Origin of the sequence: Streptomyces sp. NPDC088097 (assembly GCF_044741845.1) — a bacterium.
Lineage (GTDB): Bacteria > Actinomycetota > Actinomycetes > Streptomycetales > Streptomycetaceae > Streptomyces.
Genome location: NZ_JBIUTJ010000017.1, coordinates 56,712 through 72,694 on the forward strand (window position 1 = coordinate 56,712; position 15,983 = coordinate 72,694).

General features: G+C 73.8%; 15 protein-coding genes. 5 read left to right on the forward strand and 10 right to left on the reverse strand.

Annotation, left to right across the window (positions count from 1 at the left end):
* Nucleotides 1-15: 15 nt before the first annotated feature.
* From ACIOD1_RS30885 to ACIOD1_RS30900, 4 genes are all read right to left on the reverse strand, one after another.
* Nucleotides 16-1,140 carry an LLM class flavin-dependent oxidoreductase gene (locus tag ACIOD1_RS30885; RefSeq protein WP_365627875.1) on the reverse strand — a complete coding sequence of 375 codons (1,125 nt, stop codon included), beginning with the start codon at nt 1,138-1,140 and terminating at the stop codon, nt 16-18.
* A gap of 85 nt (nt 1,141-1,225) precedes the next feature.
* On the reverse strand, nt 1,226-2,425 hold the full coding sequence (locus tag ACIOD1_RS30890; RefSeq protein WP_401906041.1) for an LLM class flavin-dependent oxidoreductase: 1,200 nt from the start codon (nt 2,423-2,425) through the stop codon (nt 1,226-1,228).
* 60 nt (nt 2,426-2,485) lie between these two features.
* Nucleotides 2,486-2,620, reverse strand: a complete 135-nt coding sequence (locus ACIOD1_RS30895) for a hypothetical protein (protein ID WP_401906042.1) — start codon at nt 2,618-2,620, stop codon at nt 2,486-2,488.
* Nucleotides 2,621-2,733: 113 nt separating this feature from the next.
* A complete protein-coding gene (locus tag ACIOD1_RS30900; protein WP_401906045.1) occupies nt 2,734-3,432 on the reverse strand; it encodes a GNAT family N-acetyltransferase in 699 nt (232 codons plus the stop codon).
* Nucleotides 3,433-3,587: 155 nt separating this feature from the next.
* Here ACIOD1_RS30900 and ACIOD1_RS30905 point away from each other — a divergent pair, with 155 nt between their 5' ends.
* The 4 genes from ACIOD1_RS30905 (at nt 3,588) to ACIOD1_RS30920 (ending at nt 7,390) form a co-directional block, all read left to right on the forward strand.
* Entirely contained in the window at nt 3,588-3,716 is a 129-nt protein-coding gene (locus ACIOD1_RS30905) for a putative leader peptide (RefSeq protein WP_365627866.1), read from the forward strand.
* A gap of 349 nt (nt 3,717-4,065) precedes the next feature.
* Nucleotides 4,066-4,686, forward strand: a complete 621-nt coding sequence (locus tag ACIOD1_RS30910; RefSeq protein WP_365627863.1) for a glutathione binding-like protein — start codon at nt 4,066-4,068, stop codon at nt 4,684-4,686.
* Nucleotides 4,687-4,831: 145 nt separating this feature from the next.
* Complete coding sequence (locus ACIOD1_RS30915) at nt 4,832-5,632, forward strand: carbon-nitrogen hydrolase family protein (RefSeq protein WP_365627860.1); 801 nt, start codon at nt 4,832-4,834, stop codon at nt 5,630-5,632.
* A 60-nt stretch (nt 5,633-5,692) separates the two neighbouring features.
* Nucleotides 5,693-7,390 (forward strand): NAD(P)/FAD-dependent oxidoreductase, encoded by a 1,698-nt coding sequence (locus tag ACIOD1_RS30920; RefSeq protein ID WP_365627858.1) that lies wholly within the window; start codon nt 5,693-5,695, stop codon nt 7,388-7,390.
* A 135-nt stretch (nt 7,391-7,525) separates the two neighbouring features.
* Here the strand turns inward: ACIOD1_RS30920 and ACIOD1_RS30925 are convergent, their stop codons facing one another.
* The 4 genes from ACIOD1_RS30925 to ACIOD1_RS30940 all read right to left on the reverse strand — a co-directional run bounded on the left by ACIOD1_RS30925 (nt 7,526) and on the right by ACIOD1_RS30940 (nt 11,823).
* The gene (locus ACIOD1_RS30925) at nt 7,526-8,107 is read right to left on the reverse strand and encodes a hypothetical protein (protein ID WP_401906047.1); all 582 of its coding nucleotides are present in this window, start codon (nt 8,105-8,107) and stop codon (nt 7,526-7,528) included.
* Nucleotides 8,108-8,297: 190 nt separating this feature from the next.
* Nucleotides 8,298-9,005, reverse strand: coding sequence for a DUF5995 family protein (locus ACIOD1_RS30930; protein WP_401906050.1), 708 nt, complete (start codon nt 9,003-9,005; stop codon nt 8,298-8,300).
* 76 nt (nt 9,006-9,081) lie between these two features.
* Nucleotides 9,082-10,485 (reverse strand): solute carrier family 23 protein, encoded by a 1,404-nt coding sequence (locus ACIOD1_RS30935; RefSeq protein ID WP_365627899.1) that lies wholly within the window; start codon nt 10,483-10,485, stop codon nt 9,082-9,084.
* A 111-nt stretch (nt 10,486-10,596) separates the two neighbouring features.
* Complete coding sequence (locus tag ACIOD1_RS30940; protein ID WP_401906051.1) at nt 10,597-11,823, reverse strand: MFS transporter; 1,227 nt, start codon at nt 11,821-11,823, stop codon at nt 10,597-10,599.
* 63 nt (nt 11,824-11,886) lie between these two features.
* On the opposite strand from ACIOD1_RS30940, the gene ACIOD1_RS30945 reads away from it, so the two are divergent.
* A complete protein-coding gene (locus ACIOD1_RS30945) occupies nt 11,887-13,029 on the forward strand; it encodes an ROK family protein (RefSeq protein ID WP_401906054.1) in 1,143 nt (380 codons plus the stop codon).
* Nucleotides 13,030-14,202: 1,173 nt separating this feature from the next.
* On the opposite strand, the gene ACIOD1_RS30950 is transcribed toward ACIOD1_RS30945, so the two are convergent.
* Both ACIOD1_RS30950 and sigJ read right to left on the reverse strand, forming a co-directional pair.
* Nucleotides 14,203-14,946, reverse strand: coding sequence for an NAD(P)H-binding protein (locus ACIOD1_RS30950; protein ID WP_365627843.1), 744 nt, complete (start codon nt 14,944-14,946; stop codon nt 14,203-14,205).
* Nucleotides 14,947-14,980: 34 nt separating this feature from the next.
* On the reverse strand, nt 14,981-15,895 hold the full coding sequence (sigJ, locus tag ACIOD1_RS30955; RefSeq protein WP_401906057.1) for an RNA polymerase sigma factor SigJ: 915 nt from the start codon (nt 15,893-15,895) through the stop codon (nt 14,981-14,983).
* Nucleotides 15,896-15,983 lie beyond the last annotated feature (88 nt).

Sequence of the window (15,983 nt, forward strand, 5' to 3'; positions counted from 1 at the left end):
GCGCGCCGCCCCGCCCTACCCCCTGCGGGCCCACTCCTCGGCCAACAGCCGGTACGAGCGCACCCGATCGGCGTGCCCGTGCGTGATCGTCGTGATCAACAACTCGTCCGCCCCGGTCGCGTCCCGCAGCCGCTCCAAGTGGTCGGCGACGGTGGCGGGCGAGCCGACGAACTGCGTCTCCACCCGGTCCGCCACCAACGCGTGGTCGGCCTCCGACCAGCCCTCGACCAACGCCCGCGCCTCCTGTGGCGTCGGGAAGGGGATCGCCCCCTCCGCCGTACGGATGCTGCGCACCCACGGCCCGTACCCGGCCGCCAGCTCGCGGGCCTGCGCGTCGTCGGGCGCCACGACCACGTCGGCGGACACGCTCAGGTACGGCCGGTCCAGCGCCGCCGACGGCTTGAACGCGGCCCGGTAGGCCTCCGCCGCCTCCAGCACGCTCGCCGGGCTCACGTGGTAGTTCGCGGCGAACCGCAGCCCGTTGCCACCGGCGGTCTCCGCGCTCACCCCGGCGCTGCTGCCGAGCACCCACACCTGGACGTCGGCCCCCTCCCCGGGGACGGCGTGCGCCTCGATCCCCTCCGGCGAGCGGTAGGTGCCGTCCAGCAGGGCCAGTACGTCGCCCACCTGCTCGGCGTAGTCCTGCGCGCGGGCCCCGGGGAGGCTCAGCAGCCGCTGCTGGAGCGCCACCCGGGGGTGGCCCAGCAGGTGCCCGAAGGAGAACCGGGCCGGTATGCGCAGCCCGTTCGGCGTCCACCCCTCGAACGGCGGCTCCTGTGTCCCCCGCCCGGGCGGCGGCCCGCCCGCCGAGCGGCCCAGACCCAGGTCGAGTCGGCCCGGGTGCAGGGCGTCGATCAGGCCGAACTCCTCCACGGTGTTCAGCGCCGTGCGGTGGCCCAACTGCACGGCTCCGGACCCGATCCGGATCGTGGAGGTGGCCCCGGCGGTCAGGGCCAGCACCACGGCGGGCGAGGTCCCGGCGACGCCCGGGTTCAGGTGGTGTTCGGCGAACCAGTAGCGGGCGTAGCCGAGGCGTTCGGTCTCCCGGGCCAGGTCGAGGGTGTGGTGCAGGGCCTCGGAGGCGGTGGAGCCGGACGAGACGGGGACGAGGTCGAGGACCCCGAGCGGAACTGCGGGCACGACGTCTCCTTTCGGTGGTCGGTCAGGGCGGCCGGTGGGCCTGGGCGGCGGGTGGCGGCCGGCGGAAGGCGGCCGGGGGGCGGGGTCAGGCCGTGGAGCGGGCGTAGCGGCCGGCCGGCCGGCGCAGGCCGAGCAGACCGCGCAGGGTGGAGGCCTCGTAGCCGCGACGGAAGGCGCCCCGCCACTGGAGTTCCGGCACCAGGGCGCGGGTGATCCCCGGAAGGTCGTGGGCCAACACCCCCGGCCGGAGCCGGAACCCCGACAGCCCGGCCCGGCGCCACTCCAGCAACCGGTCCGCGAGCTGCGTGGGCGTGCCCGCGAAGATCGGCGCCGCGCTTGCGTACGCCGTCCCGTACACGGAGTCCAGCCGCCGCAGGCGCCGCTCGGCCCCCTCGGCGGTCCCGTCGAGGAACACCGTCAGCTCCCCGAACAGGTGGAGCGGATCCCCGGCCCGGCCCGCCTCCTCCCGCGCGGGCAGGATCCCGCGGACGGCGGCGCGGACCTGCTCGGCGTCGCGCGGGGTGACGTACCCGATGTCGGCGGCGCCCGCGAGCAGCCCGTACCGCGCCGGGTCCGCGGCCAGGACCCCGACCGGCGGTCTGCCCTGCGGGATGCGGAGCGCGGTCGGTCGGCCGGTCAGGCCTGGGGTCGCCGTCGGTCCGCCGGTCAGGCCCGGGGTCGCCGTCGGTCCGCCGGTCAGGCCCGGGGTCGCCGTCGGTCCGCCGGGCACGCCCCGGAGCGCGGTTTCGTCCTCCCGGCGGTCCCAGAGCCGGCGCACCACCTCGGCGTGGTCCGCGGCCTCCTCCAACAGCCGGGCGAGCGGCTCCAGGGGATCGCGCCGGCCGAAGTGGGGTGTCTCGTCGGGCCGTTCGGACACCTGGAGGTTCAAGCCCGCCCGGCCGCCGCTGACGTGGTCCAGGGTGGCCAGGGCATGGGCGACGTGGAAGGGCTCGGCATGGGTCACGGTTACGGTCGGCACCAGCCCGACGTGCCGCGTCACCGGCGCCACCCGGGCGGCGGTCAGCACGGAGTCGAGTCGGCCCCGTACGAGGTCGGCCCGCCGGGCGGGTCCGGTCGGATCCGCGGAGCGCGGGCCGAGGGAGTCCTCGAAGGTGACGAAGTCCAACAGGCCGGCCTCGGCCTCGGCGACCAGCTCCGCCCAGTAACGGGCGGTCGTCGACCCCCTCGGCCGCGCGCCCGGTTCGCGCCAGGCGGCCGGGTGGGCGCCCGCGCCGTCGAGGGACACGGCGAGGTGGAGGGGAGGGGTGTCCTGCGACGGGGACATGGGTGTGCCGCCTTCCTGATCGGGCGTGGGAGCGAGCGGGGACGCGGTCGCGAACGCTGATCAGGAACGACAGAGGGAGGCGGAGACCCGCTGGAGGTCGATGTGGGTCCGGACGTGCAGCCGGACCAACCCGCGCGGGGCCGACACGGAAGCCGGGCGGAGGGTCGGACGGCCGCTGATCTGCAACGTGTTCACCGCCACAGCCGCCTTTCCCTCTGCCCGGGCTCCCGTTCCGTCGACGCTACGGGAGACTCCGGCGCCACTCAATGAACCCCGTGTTAAGCCGTGTTAAGCCCGGTCGGACCGGGTCACGCCGGGTCGCCGGGGGCGCGCACCCCGATGAACGCCGGCTCGCGGCGCAGGACGAACCCCATCGACTCGTACAGGCGTACGGCGTTGACGTTGCTCGCCGCCGCGTGCAGGAACGGAACGTCCCCACGCTCGCGTATCCCCGCGCCCACCGCCCGCACCAGCCGACCGGCCAGCCCCTCGCCCCGGTGGTCCGGGTGCGTGCAGACCGCGCTGATCTCCGTCCAGCCGGGCGGCTTCATCCGCTCCCCGGCCATCGCGATCAGCCGGCCCCCGCGCCGGATCCCGAGGTACGTACCCAGTTCCACGGTGCGCGGCAGGAAGGGGCCCGGCTCGGTCAGCTCCACCAGCGCCGTCATCTCCGCGACGTCCTCGGGCCCGAGCCGCACCGCCTCGGGCGCCGCCTCGACCCGGACCGCCCGGCCGTCGAGCTGGACCCCGGGGATCGACAGGACCGTCTCCCAGTCGGACGGCGGCGTGAGCAACCCGGTCAGCCACACCGTCGCGCCGGGACCGGCCAGCGCGGCCAGGTCCGCCCAGGCGGCGGGGTCGTCCGGGTCGCAGAGGGCGGCGAAGGGGTTCGCCGAGGGGAGGTAGCGGGCCGCGCGCCCGAGGCGTTCGGAGAAGGCGCGGTGCGGACCGTTCAGCGCCTCCCACACCGGATTGTCGAGCGGGGTCGTGGAACCGGTGGTGGGCATGCGTGCGGAGGTCCTTCCCTAGGGCGGTCGTGGCCGGGGGGTGGACGCCTTCTTGACGGCCCCGTGAGACGCCACGACACTGCGGGGTGAGCGCCCCGCGAGGGGCAGGGTAAGGCCCGAAGGCCCCGGGGAGCAGGTCGATTTCGATGGCACCGATGCACAGGACCGGGACACCCGGCGCGCAGGAGCGACCGCTCCGCCGCTGGTGGCTGACCCGACGCCTGCACATCGACCTCCAGCGCACCTCCAGCGCGACCGCCCTCCCGGCCCCGCCCCACCCGTAACCGCCTCCCGCCCCGCGCCGCCCGACCCCGCGCCGTCCGGTCGGCCCCGGCACGCGGGGTCGTGCTCGTGCTCCGGTACGGGACCACTCCCGCCGGGCTGCCGTGCGGTGCCGGACCGTCCCGTCGGGTCGCCCTCCGGTGCCGGGAGCCCGACGGCGTCGCGGTGGCCACCACGGGCCGGCCCGCCGGATCCGGATCCGGGGCGCCTCCCCGTCACCGGTCCGACCACCCCACCGGGCGCGCGCCCGGGACCCCCGCAGCCCCACGAGGGCCGGCCCGCCGGCCCCCGGGCGAGTCCGATCCACCGTCCGACCCCCGGCCAGGGGACACGTCGACACCGAGGAGAGACATGCCGCTCACCGTCCTGCCCCGCACCACCCCCCGCGGACGGATCGGCGCCGGGTTCTCGCCCGCCGCGCACCGCTACCGCCTGTACCTCTCCGCCGGCTGTCCGCGCTCCACCCGCGTCCGGACAGCCGTCGCCTTCCTCGGGATCGAGCGCTGCGTCGGGATCACCCTCCTCGCCGCTCCCGCCGCACACGAGGCCCTCCGCCGCGCCTACGAGGCCGCCGGACACCCCTACGACCCCGCCGCCTCGACCACCCCCGCCCTGTGTGACGACTGGAGCGGCCGGGTCATCAGCGACCACACCCCGCACATCCTCGAAGACCTCGCCGTCCGCCTCGCCGGGCACCCCGAGCTGGCCCCGACCGCCCCCGCCGCCCACGCCCGGGCCGTGCTGACGCTGTCCGACGCGACCGCCGCCCGCCCCGAGCGCGAGGACGCCCTCGACCTGCTGGAGCGGTCGCTCGCGGTGCGGCCGTACGCCCTGGGGGACCGGCCGACCCTCGCCGACGTGGACCTGTGGGTCGCCCTGCGCCACCCCGCCCCGCTCCCCGCCACGGGCCCGCACCTGCGCGCGTACCTGCACCGTCTCGCGGCCCTCCCCGCCTTCACGACGGCTCCGTAACACCCCCCACGCAACGAATCGCCGGACACCTCGCGGAACGCGCAACGAATCGACGCGTCCGGGGCCATGCTCACGGCTTGTCGCAGTCGAACGCCCGAACGTACCGTTTTACGACCCCCGCCCCACCTGTCACCGAGGTACGCCCATGCCCCCGCTGCGCACCGCCCTCCTCCAGAGCTCCGGACGGATCGGCGACCCCGCCTCCAACCTGAAGCAGCTCGACGAGGCCGCGGCGCGCGCCGCACAGGGCGGGGCCGGGCTCCTCGTGACCTCGGAGATGTTCCTGACCGGCTACGCGCTGGACCTCCAGGAGATCCCCGACATCGCCGAACCGGCCGACGGTCCGTCCGCCGTCGCCATCGGCGAGATCGCCCGCCGCCACGGGGTCGCCGTCCTGTACGGCTACCCCGAGCGGTCGGGTGCGGTGGTCCACAATGCGGCGCAGCTCATCGGCCCCGACGGGACCGCGCTCGCCAATTACCGCAAGACCCACCTCTTCGGCGGCTTCGAGCGGGACGCCTTCACCCCCGGCGACGCCCCCGTCGTCCAGGTGGACCTGAACGGCCTGCGCGTCGGCATCATGATCTGCTACGACGTGGAGTTCCCCGAGAACGTACGGGCCCACGCGCTGGCCGGGACCGACCTCCTCCTGGTCCCGACCGCGCAGATGCACCCGTTCCAGTTCGTCGCCGAACAGGTGGTGCCCGTCCGGGCCTTCGAGAACCAGATGTACATCGCGTACGTCAACAGGACCGGCCCCGAGGGCGAGTTCGAGTTCGTCGGCCTCAGCTGCCTGGCGAGCCCCGACGGCATCACCCGGACCCGGGCCGGCCGCGGCGAGGAGCTGGTGTTCGGCGAGGTCGACCCCGAGCTGCTCGCGGCCTCGCGCGAGACCAACCCGTACCTGCGCGACCGCCGCCCCGGGCTCTACGCCTCCCTCGTCTGAGACGTCCCGGACCCTCCCCCCGCCCTGCCTCTCGTTCCGCCCGCAAGGAGACGTACCCCCATGACGTCCACGGTGCCCACCACCGCCGTCCCGCACAGCGACGGTCAGCCCCCGATCACCATGTTCGGGCCGGACTTCCCGTACGCGTACGACGACTTCCTCGCCCACCCGGCGGGGCTGGGTCAGATACCGGCGACCGAGCTCGGCACCGAGGTCGCCGTCATCGGCGGCGGGCTCTCGGGGATCATCTCCGCGTACGAGCTGATGAAGATGGGCCTCAAGCCAGTCGTGTACGAGGCCGACCAGATCGGCGGCCGGCTGCGCACGGTGGGCTTCGAGGGCGCCGGGACCGAGGGCCTGACCGCGGAGATGGGCGCCATGCGCTTCCCGCCGTCCTCCACCGCGCTCCAGCACTACATCGACCTGGTGGGCCTGGTCACCGAGCCCTTCCCGAACCCGCTCTCCGAGGCCACCCCCTCCACGGTCGTCGACCTCAAGGGCGAGAGCCACTACGCCGAGACCATCGCCGACCTCCCGCAGGTCTACCGCGACGTGTCCGCCGCGTGGAACGCCTGCCTGGACGAGGGCGCGGACTTCTCCGACATGAACACCGCGATGCGCGAGCGGGACGTCCCGCGCATCCGCGAGATCTGGGCGAAGCTCGTCGAGAAGCTCGACGACGAGACCTTCTACGGCTTCCTCTGCAAGTCCGAGGCCTTCAAGTCCTTCCGCAAGCGCGAGATCTTCGGCCAGGTCGGCTTCGGCACGGGCGGCTGGGACACCGACTTCCCGAACTCCATCCTGGAGATCCTGCGCGTCGTCTACACCGAGGCCGACGACCACCACCGCGGCATCGTCGGCGGCTCGCAGCAGCTGCCGCTGCGGCTGTGGGAGCGCGAGCCCGAGAAGATCGTCCACTGGGCGCAGGGCACCTCCCTCTCCACCCTCCACGGGGGCACCCCCCGCCCGGCGGTGACCCGCCTGCACCGCACCGCGGGCAACCGCATCACGGTCACGGACGCCTCCGGCGACATCCGCACGTACCGCGCCGCGATCTTCACGGCCCAGTCCTGGATGCTGCTGTCCAAGATCGCCTGTGACGACACGCTCTTCCCGATCGACCACTGGACGGCGATCGAGCGGACCCACTACATGGAGTCCAGCAAGCTCTTCGTACCGGTGGACCGGCCGTTCTGGCTGGACAAGGATGAGGAGACGGGGCGCGACGTCATGTCGATGACGCTGACGGACCGCATGACCCGCGGCACCTACCTCCTGGACAACGGCCCGGACAAGCCGGCCGTCATCTGCCTCTCGTACACGTGGTGCGACGACAGCCTGAAGTGGCTGCCGCTGTCCGCGAACGAGCGGATGGAGGTCATGCTGAAGTCGCTGGGCGAGATCTACCCCAAGGTCGACATCCGCCGTCACGTCATCGGCAACCCGGTCACCGTGTCCTGGGAGAACGAGCCGTACTTCATGGGCGCGTTCAAGGCCAACCTGCCGGGTCACTACCGCTACCAGCGCCGCCTGTTCACGCACTTCATGCAGGACCGCCTCCCCGAGGACAAGCGCGGCATCTTCCTCGCGGGCGACGACATCTCCTGGACGGCCGGCTGGGCCGAGGGCGCCGTGCAGACCGCGCTGAACGCGGTCTGGGGCGTCATGCACCACCTCGGCGGCACGACCGACTCCACCAACCCCGGTCCGGGCGACGTCTACGAGGACATCGCACCGGTCGAGCTCCCGGAGGACTGACCGCTCCCGGACCCCCGTGACCACGGGCCGCCCCCGCGTACGAACGCGGCGGCGGCCCGTCTCCATGCCCACGCCTTCCCGCGCCCCGCCCCCGACCCCGCCGGACCGCGCCCCCCGGCGCGACCGTACGCCGGGTCACACCATCCGCCGCCACACCATCCGCCAACGCTCCGCACGCAGGGCCAATGCCTCCGGGTCGGGATCGGTGAGCCGGTGGGCCAGACTCGCCCCGCACCCCGCGCAGAGCCGGTGGGCGGCGTGCCCGTCGTGCCACGCCCGCGTGGTGGGGCCCGGTCCGCACACCGGGCAGTGGTCGGCCCCGCCCGCCGGGGCGCACAGGATCCTCGGCATCACGTCGGGGAGAGGTTCGCCGGGGTGCCGCTCGGGATCCGGGTACCAGAGCCGGCGCACCGGCTCGGGCGGGTCCGGTACGCGCACGCCGGCCGCCTTCTGCGCCCGGCGCCGGTGCTTCCAGGCGGCGAACTCGTCCCGCCAGAGCTCCCGGGCGGCGTCGAGCTCGTCCACCGCGCGCACCACCGCCTCCGGATCCTCCTCCGGCTCGGGAGGGATCCCGGCGCTGCGGGTCAGGTGATGGTAGGTGGCGTGGAACCCGTACGGGGCGAACTCCGCGAGACACGTGCGGAGCGCCGCGAACCGCTGTCCGGGCGAACGGGCAGGGTCGCGCGCACGAAGCCGGTGCGTCGCGTAGCTGGGCATCGGGCGACCCTAGCCGACGGGCGACCCTAAGGGCTGTCCCGTAATCCGTGCTGGATCAGCGTGCGGCGTCGGATGCGGTGCATCGCAAGGCGGAGGGACGCCCGAATACCGGACGTATTCGGGCGTTCCGACAACGCGGCGAGGTGCCGTAGCCGGCGCCGCGCGCCCACCAGGGATTACGGGACAGCCCTTAGCCGACGGGGGACCAGCCGGCCGGGGACCGGACCGCGTTCGCGGGCGGTCGGGACGGGGTGGTCAGGATCGGGGTCAGCAGGCAGCGCCCCACCAGGCCGACCCCCGCGTCCAGGGACTCTGCGAACTCCTCGGCCAGCTCCGGGGCGCGGCGCAGCGCCCACAGCAGGCGGGCCGCCGACCAGGCCCCGGCGCGGGCCCGCTCCAGGCTCCAGGAGCCGAGCAGGTGCGTCAGCGGGTCGGCGACTTCGAGGAGGTCCGGGCCCGGCATCAGCTCCTCCCGGATGCGCTCCTCCAGGGAGACCAGGGTGTCCCCGACCCGGCCGAAGTCGGCTTCGAGGGCGGCGGGTTCGCACCCTAGGTGCCGGCAGGTCGACACCACCGCCAGGGCCAGGTCGTGCCCGATGTGGGCGTTGATCCCGGCCAGGGCGTACTGGAGGGGCCGCACGCCCGGGTGGCGCCGGGCCTGGAGGAGCGGACGCCAGCAGGCCGGGGCCCGGCCGTCCGTCTCCACCGCGCGCAGGTAGCGCTCGGCGAACCGGACGCTCAGCGTCTCGGCCCGCCGGGGCGCGGGGAAGCCCCCGTGCCCGATCCGGTGGTGCAGGGTCTGCGTCACCGTCAGGTACACCCGGTTGAAGACGGCCACACCGTCCTGCGCGGGGAGCCGCTCGTCGAGGGCGCGCATCCGCGCGAGTACCGCTTCCATGAAGGGCAGCGTCGCAGGCCGCGCGCCCCGTGCGGGCGACTTGGCCGCAGGCTTCGCCGGTTCGGGCGAAGGACCGTCAACCCCGCTTGTCCCCGCCGTCCGTCGCCGTGTGGTCGTCGTACGCGGAGGTGCCCTCGTCCAGGAGCGGCTCCTGCGTCTTGAGGTGCGGCGGGGCGAAGTAGCGCAGTACGTGGTAGCCGGTGATCACGACGATCGTGCCGAGCGCGATGCCGCCCAGCTCGAAGCTGTCCGAGAAGCGCAGCCGCACCCCGCCGATGCCGATGATGATGCCCGCCGCCGCCGGCACCAGGTTCAGCGGGTTGCGCAGGTCCACCCGGCCGTTGATCCAGATCTGGGCGCCGAGCAGGCCGATCATGCCGTAGAGGATCACGGTGATCCCGCCGAGCACCCCGCCGGGGATCGCGGCGACGATCGCGCCGAACTTCGGGCACAGGCCGAAGAGCAGCGCGAAGCCGGCCGCTGCCCAGTAGGCGGCCGTGGAGTAGACCCGGGTGGCGGCCATGACCCCGATGTTCTCGGAGTACGTGGTGTTGGGCGGGCCGCCGACCGCCGTGGACAGCATGGACGCGGCGCCGTCGGCGGCGATGGCCGTGCCGAGCTTGTCGTCGAGGGAGTCGCCGGTCATCTCGCCGACGGCCTTGATGTGCCCGGCGTTCTCGGCGATCAGCGCGATCACGACCGGCAGGGCGATCAGGATGGCGGACCACTCGAAGGCCGGGGCGTGGAAGCTCGGCAGGCCGATCCAGTCGGCCTTGGCCACCCCGGAGAGGTCCAGGCGCCAGTGGTCCACGGCCTCGGCCCCGCCCGTCGTCGAGTGGATCCTGCCGAAGACCAGATCGAAGATCCAGGAGACCGCGTACCCGAAGATCAGGCCGAGGAAGATCGCGATCCGCGACCAGAAGCCGCGCAGGCAGACCACGGCCAGCCCGGTGAACGCCATGGTCAGCAGGGCCGTCCACTGGTCCTGGGGCCAGTACGTGGAGGCCGTCACCGGGGCCAGGTTGAAGCCGATCAGCATCACGACCGCGCCCGTCACCACCGGCGGCATCGCCGCGTGGATGATCCGCGCCCCGAACCGCTGGACGGCCAGACCCACCAGGAACAGCGCCGCGCCGACCACGAACACCGCGCCCGTGACCACCGCGCTGTTCCCGCCACCCGCCCGGATGGCCGCCGCGACCCCCACGAAGGAGAGCGAGCAGCCCAGGTACGAGGGCACCCGGCCACGCGTGGCCAGCAGGAAGATGACGGTGGCCACGCCCGACATCATGATCGCCAGGTTCGGGTCCAGGCCCATGAGGACCGGAGCCACGAAGCTCGCGCCGAACATCGCGACGACGTGCTGGGCACCGAGCCCGGCCGTGCGCGGCCACGAGAGCCGCTCGTCCGGGCGGACCACCGCGCCGGGGGCGGGGGTCCGCCCGTCTCCGTGCAGGGTCCAGCGCACGCCGAAGCCCATGTGCCACCACTTCCGTTTCACCGATACGTCGTCCGTGTCTTCGCCGAGGACCCGACAAGGATCCGTCACGGATCACCAGGTCTCCAGGCCGTCGCACGGCCAGCCGATATATTACGGCCGGATAGTGGCGGGTTCGTCCTGATTGGCGGCGCCGTCCACCTCGGCCGCCGGCTTCGACCGCAGTACGGCCGCCCCCGCGACCAGGGCGAACGCGAGCAGGGTGACCAGCCCGAAGGAGACCACGAGGGAGCTGGCGTCCGCCACCGCGCCGATCGCCGACGGGGCGATCAACCCCGAGGTGTACGTGATCGTCGCGACCCCCGCGATCGCCTGCGCCGGAGCCGGCCCGCTGCGCGCCGCCGCGGCGAAGGCGAGCGGGACCACCACCGCGATGCCCAGCCCGATCAGCCCGAAGCCCGCCATTGCCGCGGCCGGTTCCCGCACCGTGACCACGAGCATCCCGCCCGCGGTGGCCAGGAGCCCGCCCGCGCGCACCGTCGCCACCGCCCCGAACCGGTCCACCACCCGGTCCCCGACCAGCCGGGCCACGGCCATGGTCAGCGCGAACGCCGTGGTGGAGGCCGCCGCCAGACCCGCGTTCGTGTGCAGCACGTCCCGCAGGTACACCGCCGACCAGTCCAGGCTCGCCCCCTCGGCGAAGACCGCGCAGAAGCCGACGGCGCCGATCAGCAGCGCCGACTTCGGCGGCAGCGCGAAGTGCGGCGGGGCCTCGGCCTCCTGGTCGCCCCGCAGGTCCAACACCCCCCGTACGGCCACCAGTCCGGCCACCGTGAGCGCGAGCGCGGCCACCAGGTGGTGCGCCCGGGCATCGGCCCCCGCGTGCGCGGCCAGGGTGCCGACGGCCGAACCGAGGAGCGCGCCCACGCTCCACATGCCGTGCAGGGAGGACATGATCGAGCGGCCGAGCCGGTTCTCCGTCTCCACCCCGAGCGCGTTCATCGCCACGTCCGACATCCCGGAGGTGGCCCCGTACACGAAGAGCGCCCCGCACAGGACGACCAGGTTCGGGGCGAGGCTCGGCAGGATCAGCGACAGCGTCCACATCGCCAACAACCCGCGCAGCGCCGTCCGGGCGCCGAAACGGTGGTTGATCCGCCCGGCCAGCGGCATCGCGAGCGCCGCGCCGAGGGCGGGGAAGGCGAGGGCCAGACCCAGGGTGCCCGCACTGAGCCCGGCGTGGTCCTGGATCCAGGGGATGCGGGTGGCGAAGGAGCCGGTGACCGCGCCGTGGGCGCAGAAGACGGCGGCGATGGCGAAGCGGGCGCGCCGCAGTCGCGCCGGGCTGAGGGCGGGTTCCCCGCTCGTGGGCCGTATCATGGCCGTAAACTATCAGGAACCCTGCCTGATAGATATCGTCCGTGAGTCCCTAGGATGGGCGCCGTGACCCCAGCCCCCGCCCCGGCGCCGTCCCCCGCCTCACCGAGCACGGCGCGCGCCATCAACGACCGCCTCGCCCTGCAACTCCTCCAGGAGACAGGCCCGTTGACGGCCACCCAACTCAAGACCCGGACCGGCCTCTCCCGCCCCTCGGTCGCCGACCTCGTCGAGAGGCTCACCGAAGCCGGACTCGTCGAGGTCGTCGGGGAGTCCGGGGAGCAACGCCGGGGCCCCAACGCCAAGCTGTACGGGATCGTCGCCCGCCGCGCCCACCTGGCCGCCCTCGACGTACGCACCGACAGCGTCACCGCCGTCGTCACCGACCTCCTCGGCCACCCCCTCGCCGAAGCCGCCCTGCCCGTCGGCGCCCCCGAGGACGCCGTCGAGGCCCTGCTGCGCACCGCCCACGAGGCGGGCGCCACCCCCCTGCACACCGTCGTCGTCGGCGCCCCCGGACTGGTCGCCCCCGGCACCGGGGAACTGCGCGGCACCACCGGCCTGCCCGCCTGGCACCGGGACCTGGTCGCGGCCCTGCGGCGGAGCCTGCCGGCCGTGGTGGTCGTCGAGAACGAGACCAACCTCGCCGCCCTCGCCGAGCAGCGCCTCGGCTCCGCCCGCGATCTCGACTCCTTCGTCCTGCTCTGGCTGGGCGCGGGGGTCGGCGCCGCCGTGATCCTGGACGGCCGGCTGCGCCGGGGAGCCTCCGGCGGGGCGGGCGAGATCGGCTTCCTCCCCGTCCCCGGCACCGGCGGGCTGCCCTCCGCCACCGGATGCGGCGACGGCTTCCACTCCCTGGCCGGCCGGGACGCCGTCACGGCCCTGGCCCGCCTGCACGGCTTCGACGGCCCGGCGGAGCAGGCGGTGGCCGGGGCGGCGGGGGAGCCCTTCCTCGACACCCTCGCCGAACGCCTCGCGCTGGGCGCGGCGGCCGTCGCGGCCGTCCTGGACCCCGGCTGCGTGGTCCTGGGCGGCGAACTGGGCCTCGCGGGCGGCCCGCCCCTGGCCGCCAGGGTGGCCCACCGCCTGGCCACCCTGACCCCCCTCCCGACGGAGGTCCGCGCCACCACCCTGGGCGGCACGGCAGTCCTGACGGGCGCCCGCCTGGCCGCCCGCGAGGCCGCGCAGGAAGTGCTGTTCGGGGGGTAGGGGGGCGGGGCGGGGTCGGGGGGAACCTCGGCGGTATGCGGTGGGGCGGTCTCGCGGATGGTGTGGGGGTTTCCCGCCAGTCCACTGTCCTTCCGTGCCGGTCCGGTCCCTCAAGGGCGCTCACTGCGTTCGCGTCGCTACGCGATTTCGCTGCGCTCAACCCTTGACCGACCGGCCCGTCCCGGAATGCCAAAGACTGTCGGGAAGCCCCCAAAAGAACGGGCTGGTCTGAAGTGACGAGGAGCGGCCCCGTCATGGGCAGAGGGACGGGCGCTTCGGCGACCAGACCGGGCATCGGGTCCCTCACAGCCCCTTTCGGGACGGTGGAGACGGCCCACGCACCAGGTCGTGACCCCTTCCACTCGGCTTAGCGTCTGCGGTCCGTCTGTGGCCGGACATAAGCCGCACCAGGCCTCTCCTGTCCCCCTCGGCTCAGCGACTGCGACCCGAAGGAACTCAACGGCCCACTGACCGCACGGAATGACGAAGTCATCAACCGTGGATGTGGAGAAGCGGCCATGGGGCGGCGACAGACCTCCGATCTGCGCTTAAAGGCCCTCACATACCCACCACAGAAGCCCAGATACACAGAAGCCCAGATACACAGAAGCCCAGATACACGAAGCGCAGATGCGCGGAAGCACAGAACACAGACGGGCCGCAGACACTGAGCCGAGTGAGAGATGAGAGGCCTCATGTGGCCTATGTCCAGCCACAGACGGGTCGCAGCCGCTGGGCCGAGTAGGAGTGCGTAGCGATCCGATGCGCCCTCGGTGCCGTCCGCCGTCCTGATCAACCTGTGGTGTGGAGAAGTCTGGGCCCGGTCCTGAAAGGTTCTGCGAGGGACCCGAATGCCCGGCCTGCCGGCCGAAGCGCCCGTCCCATCGCCCCTGAGAGACCCGCTCCTCGTCACTTCAGACCAGCCCGTTCTTTTGGGGGCTTCCCGACAGTCTTTGGCATTCCGGGACGGGCCGGTCGGTCAAGGGTTGAGCGCAGCGAAATCGCGTAGCGACGCGACGAAGGAGCGCCCTTGAGGGACCGGACCGGCACGGAAGGACAGTGGACTGGCGGGAAACCCCCAAACGTTCCGAGAGCCCGCCCCACACGCACTCCGCCGGGTTTCCCCCCCACCCCGCCCCACCGTCCCGTACCGCCCCCCACCGCCCCCGCCCCCTACCGCCCCCGCCCTCGCTTCGCCAGGAACTCCGCGAACGTGCCGTGGCCCACCGCGTGGGTCGGGGTCAGGTGGCCGCCGCGCTTGAACGCCGCGTACGTCTTGCCCGGGAGGGGGAGCCGGACGATGCGGCGGCGCCTTCCCGTCGAGGCCAGGTAGGCGCGGGCCGCCTCGTCGAAGCCGAGGACCTCGGGGCCGCCCATGTCCGGGACCCGGCCGGCCGGCGGCCCCGCCGCGAGTTCCGCCAGGCGGTCCGCGACCTCCTCCACCGCGATCGGCTGCCCGCCCACTCCGGCGGGCAGGGGCATCACCGGCAGCTTCGCGAGGGTGGCGAGCGCCTGCGCGACCAGGTCGTGGAACTGGGTGGTCCGCAGGACGGTCACGCCGAGCCCCGACGCCTCCAGCATCCGCTCGACCTTGAGCTTGATCTTGTAGTAGGGGAGCGGGACCACGTCCACGCCCACGATCGAGATGTAGACGAGGTGCCGGACCCCCGCCCGCTCCGCCGCCCCGATCAGGTGCCCGGCGGCCACGTCGTCCCCGCCCCTCGGGCTGCTGGCGCAGTGCACGACGACCTCCACCCCCGCCAGCGCCGCGTCGAGCCCGGTGCCCTCCCGCAGGTCCACGGGGAAGTCCGGCGCGTGCCGGCTGAGGACGCGGACCTCGTGGTCCGCCCCCCGCAGCCGCTCCACGACGAGGCGGCCCAACGTTCCGGTGCCTCCGGTGACGAGGATGATGCCCATGGTGTCCGTTCCTTCCCTGCGGCCGACGCGTTCGTCAGCTGAGACCGGACAGCCCCCGGGAATGTGACAGCTGTCGCCGTACGAATTCCAGCTTCTCCGGATTCAGCACCGCCCGCAGTCCGCCGACCATCCCCTCCTCGTCGAACTCCAGCACCACCAGGGCCGTCTCCCCGAACAGCAGCGCGGGCGCCCCGTTGCACTCCACGACGGAGACGGGCAGCCCGGCCACGTACTTCTCCAGCGCCCCCAGCAGGAACCGCGCCACGCGGTCCGGGCCCTCGACGGGCCGCCGCGCCGCGTTGACGACCCCGCCGCCATCGCTCACGTAGCGGACGTCCGCCGTCAGCATCCCCTCCAGCCGGGACAGGTCCCCGCTCGTCGCCGCCGCGAGGAAGGCCTCCACCAGGCCCTGCCACCGATCCGGTGCGGGGCTCGCGAAGCGGGCTTCGGGGGCCGCGACACGGGCGACGGCCCGCCCGTACAGCCGGCGGCAGTTGGGTTCCGTCAGGTCGAGCAGGTCGGCGATCTCCCGGTGGCCGTACGCGAAGGCCTCGCGCAGCACGTACACCGCGCGTTCCACCGGCGTGAGCCGTTCCAGCAGCACCAGCAGTGCCATCGACACGCTGTCGCGCTGCTCGGCCGACTCCAACGGGCCCAGTGCCCCGTCGCCGGTCAGCACCGGTTCCGGCAGCCAGGGGCCCACGTACTTCTCGCGCCGGACCCGCGCGGAGTCAAGGACGTTGAGGCACAGGCGGGTGACGACCTTGGCGAGCCAGGCGCCGAGGTGCTCGATCCGGTCGCGGTCGGCGGCGCGGCTCCAGCGCAGGTACGCCTCCTGGACGACGTCCTCCGCCTCGGCCGCCGAGCCGAGCATCCGGTAGGCGACGGCGAACATGCGAGGCCGGTGTTCCTCGAAGTCCGCGACGGGCGCGGCGCTCTGCGTACTCACGGGGCCAGCCTACGAACCGCTCCCGGCCGCACCACCCCCGGCCGGACGCGCGAGGACCCGGTGGCCGCCGGGCCACCGGGTCCTCACG

Bases quoted from the DNA above. Each gene is read 5' to 3' on its own strand.
- ACIOD1_RS30890 (WP_401906041.1), bottom strand. From the start codon at position 2,425: ATGTCCCCGTCGCAGGACACCCCTCCCCTCCACCTCGCCGTGTCCCTC.
- ACIOD1_RS30925 (WP_401906047.1), bottom strand. From the start codon at position 8,107: ATGCCCAGCTACGCGACGCACCGGCTTCGTGCGCGCGACCCTGCCCGT.
- ACIOD1_RS30900 (WP_401906045.1), bottom strand. From the start codon at position 3,432: ATGCCCACCACCGGTTCCACGACCCCGCTCGACAATCCGGTGTGGGAG.
- ACIOD1_RS30935 (WP_365627899.1), bottom strand. From the start codon at position 10,485: ATGGGCTTCGGCGTGCGCTGGACCCTGCACGGAGACGGGCGGACCCCC.
- ACIOD1_RS30905 (WP_365627866.1), top strand. From the start codon at position 3,588: ATGCACAGGACCGGGACACCCGGCGCGCAGGAGCGACCGCTCCGCCGC.
- ACIOD1_RS30950 (WP_365627843.1), bottom strand. From the start codon at position 14,946: ATGGGCATCATCCTCGTCACCGGAGGCACCGGAACGTTGGGCCGCCTC.
- ACIOD1_RS30920 (WP_365627858.1), top strand. From the start codon at position 5,693: ATGACGTCCACGGTGCCCACCACCGCCGTCCCGCACAGCGACGGTCAG.
- ACIOD1_RS30940 (WP_401906051.1), bottom strand. From the start codon at position 11,823: ATGATACGGCCCACGAGCGGGGAACCCGCCCTCAGCCCGGCGCGACTG.
- ACIOD1_RS30930 (WP_401906050.1), bottom strand. From the start codon at position 9,005: ATGGAAGCGGTACTCGCGCGGATGCGCGCCCTCGACGAGCGGCTCCCC.
- ACIOD1_RS30910 (WP_365627863.1), top strand. From the start codon at position 4,066: ATGCCGCTCACCGTCCTGCCCCGCACCACCCCCCGCGGACGGATCGGC.
- ACIOD1_RS30915 (WP_365627860.1), top strand. From the start codon at position 4,832: ATGCCCCCGCTGCGCACCGCCCTCCTCCAGAGCTCCGGACGGATCGGC.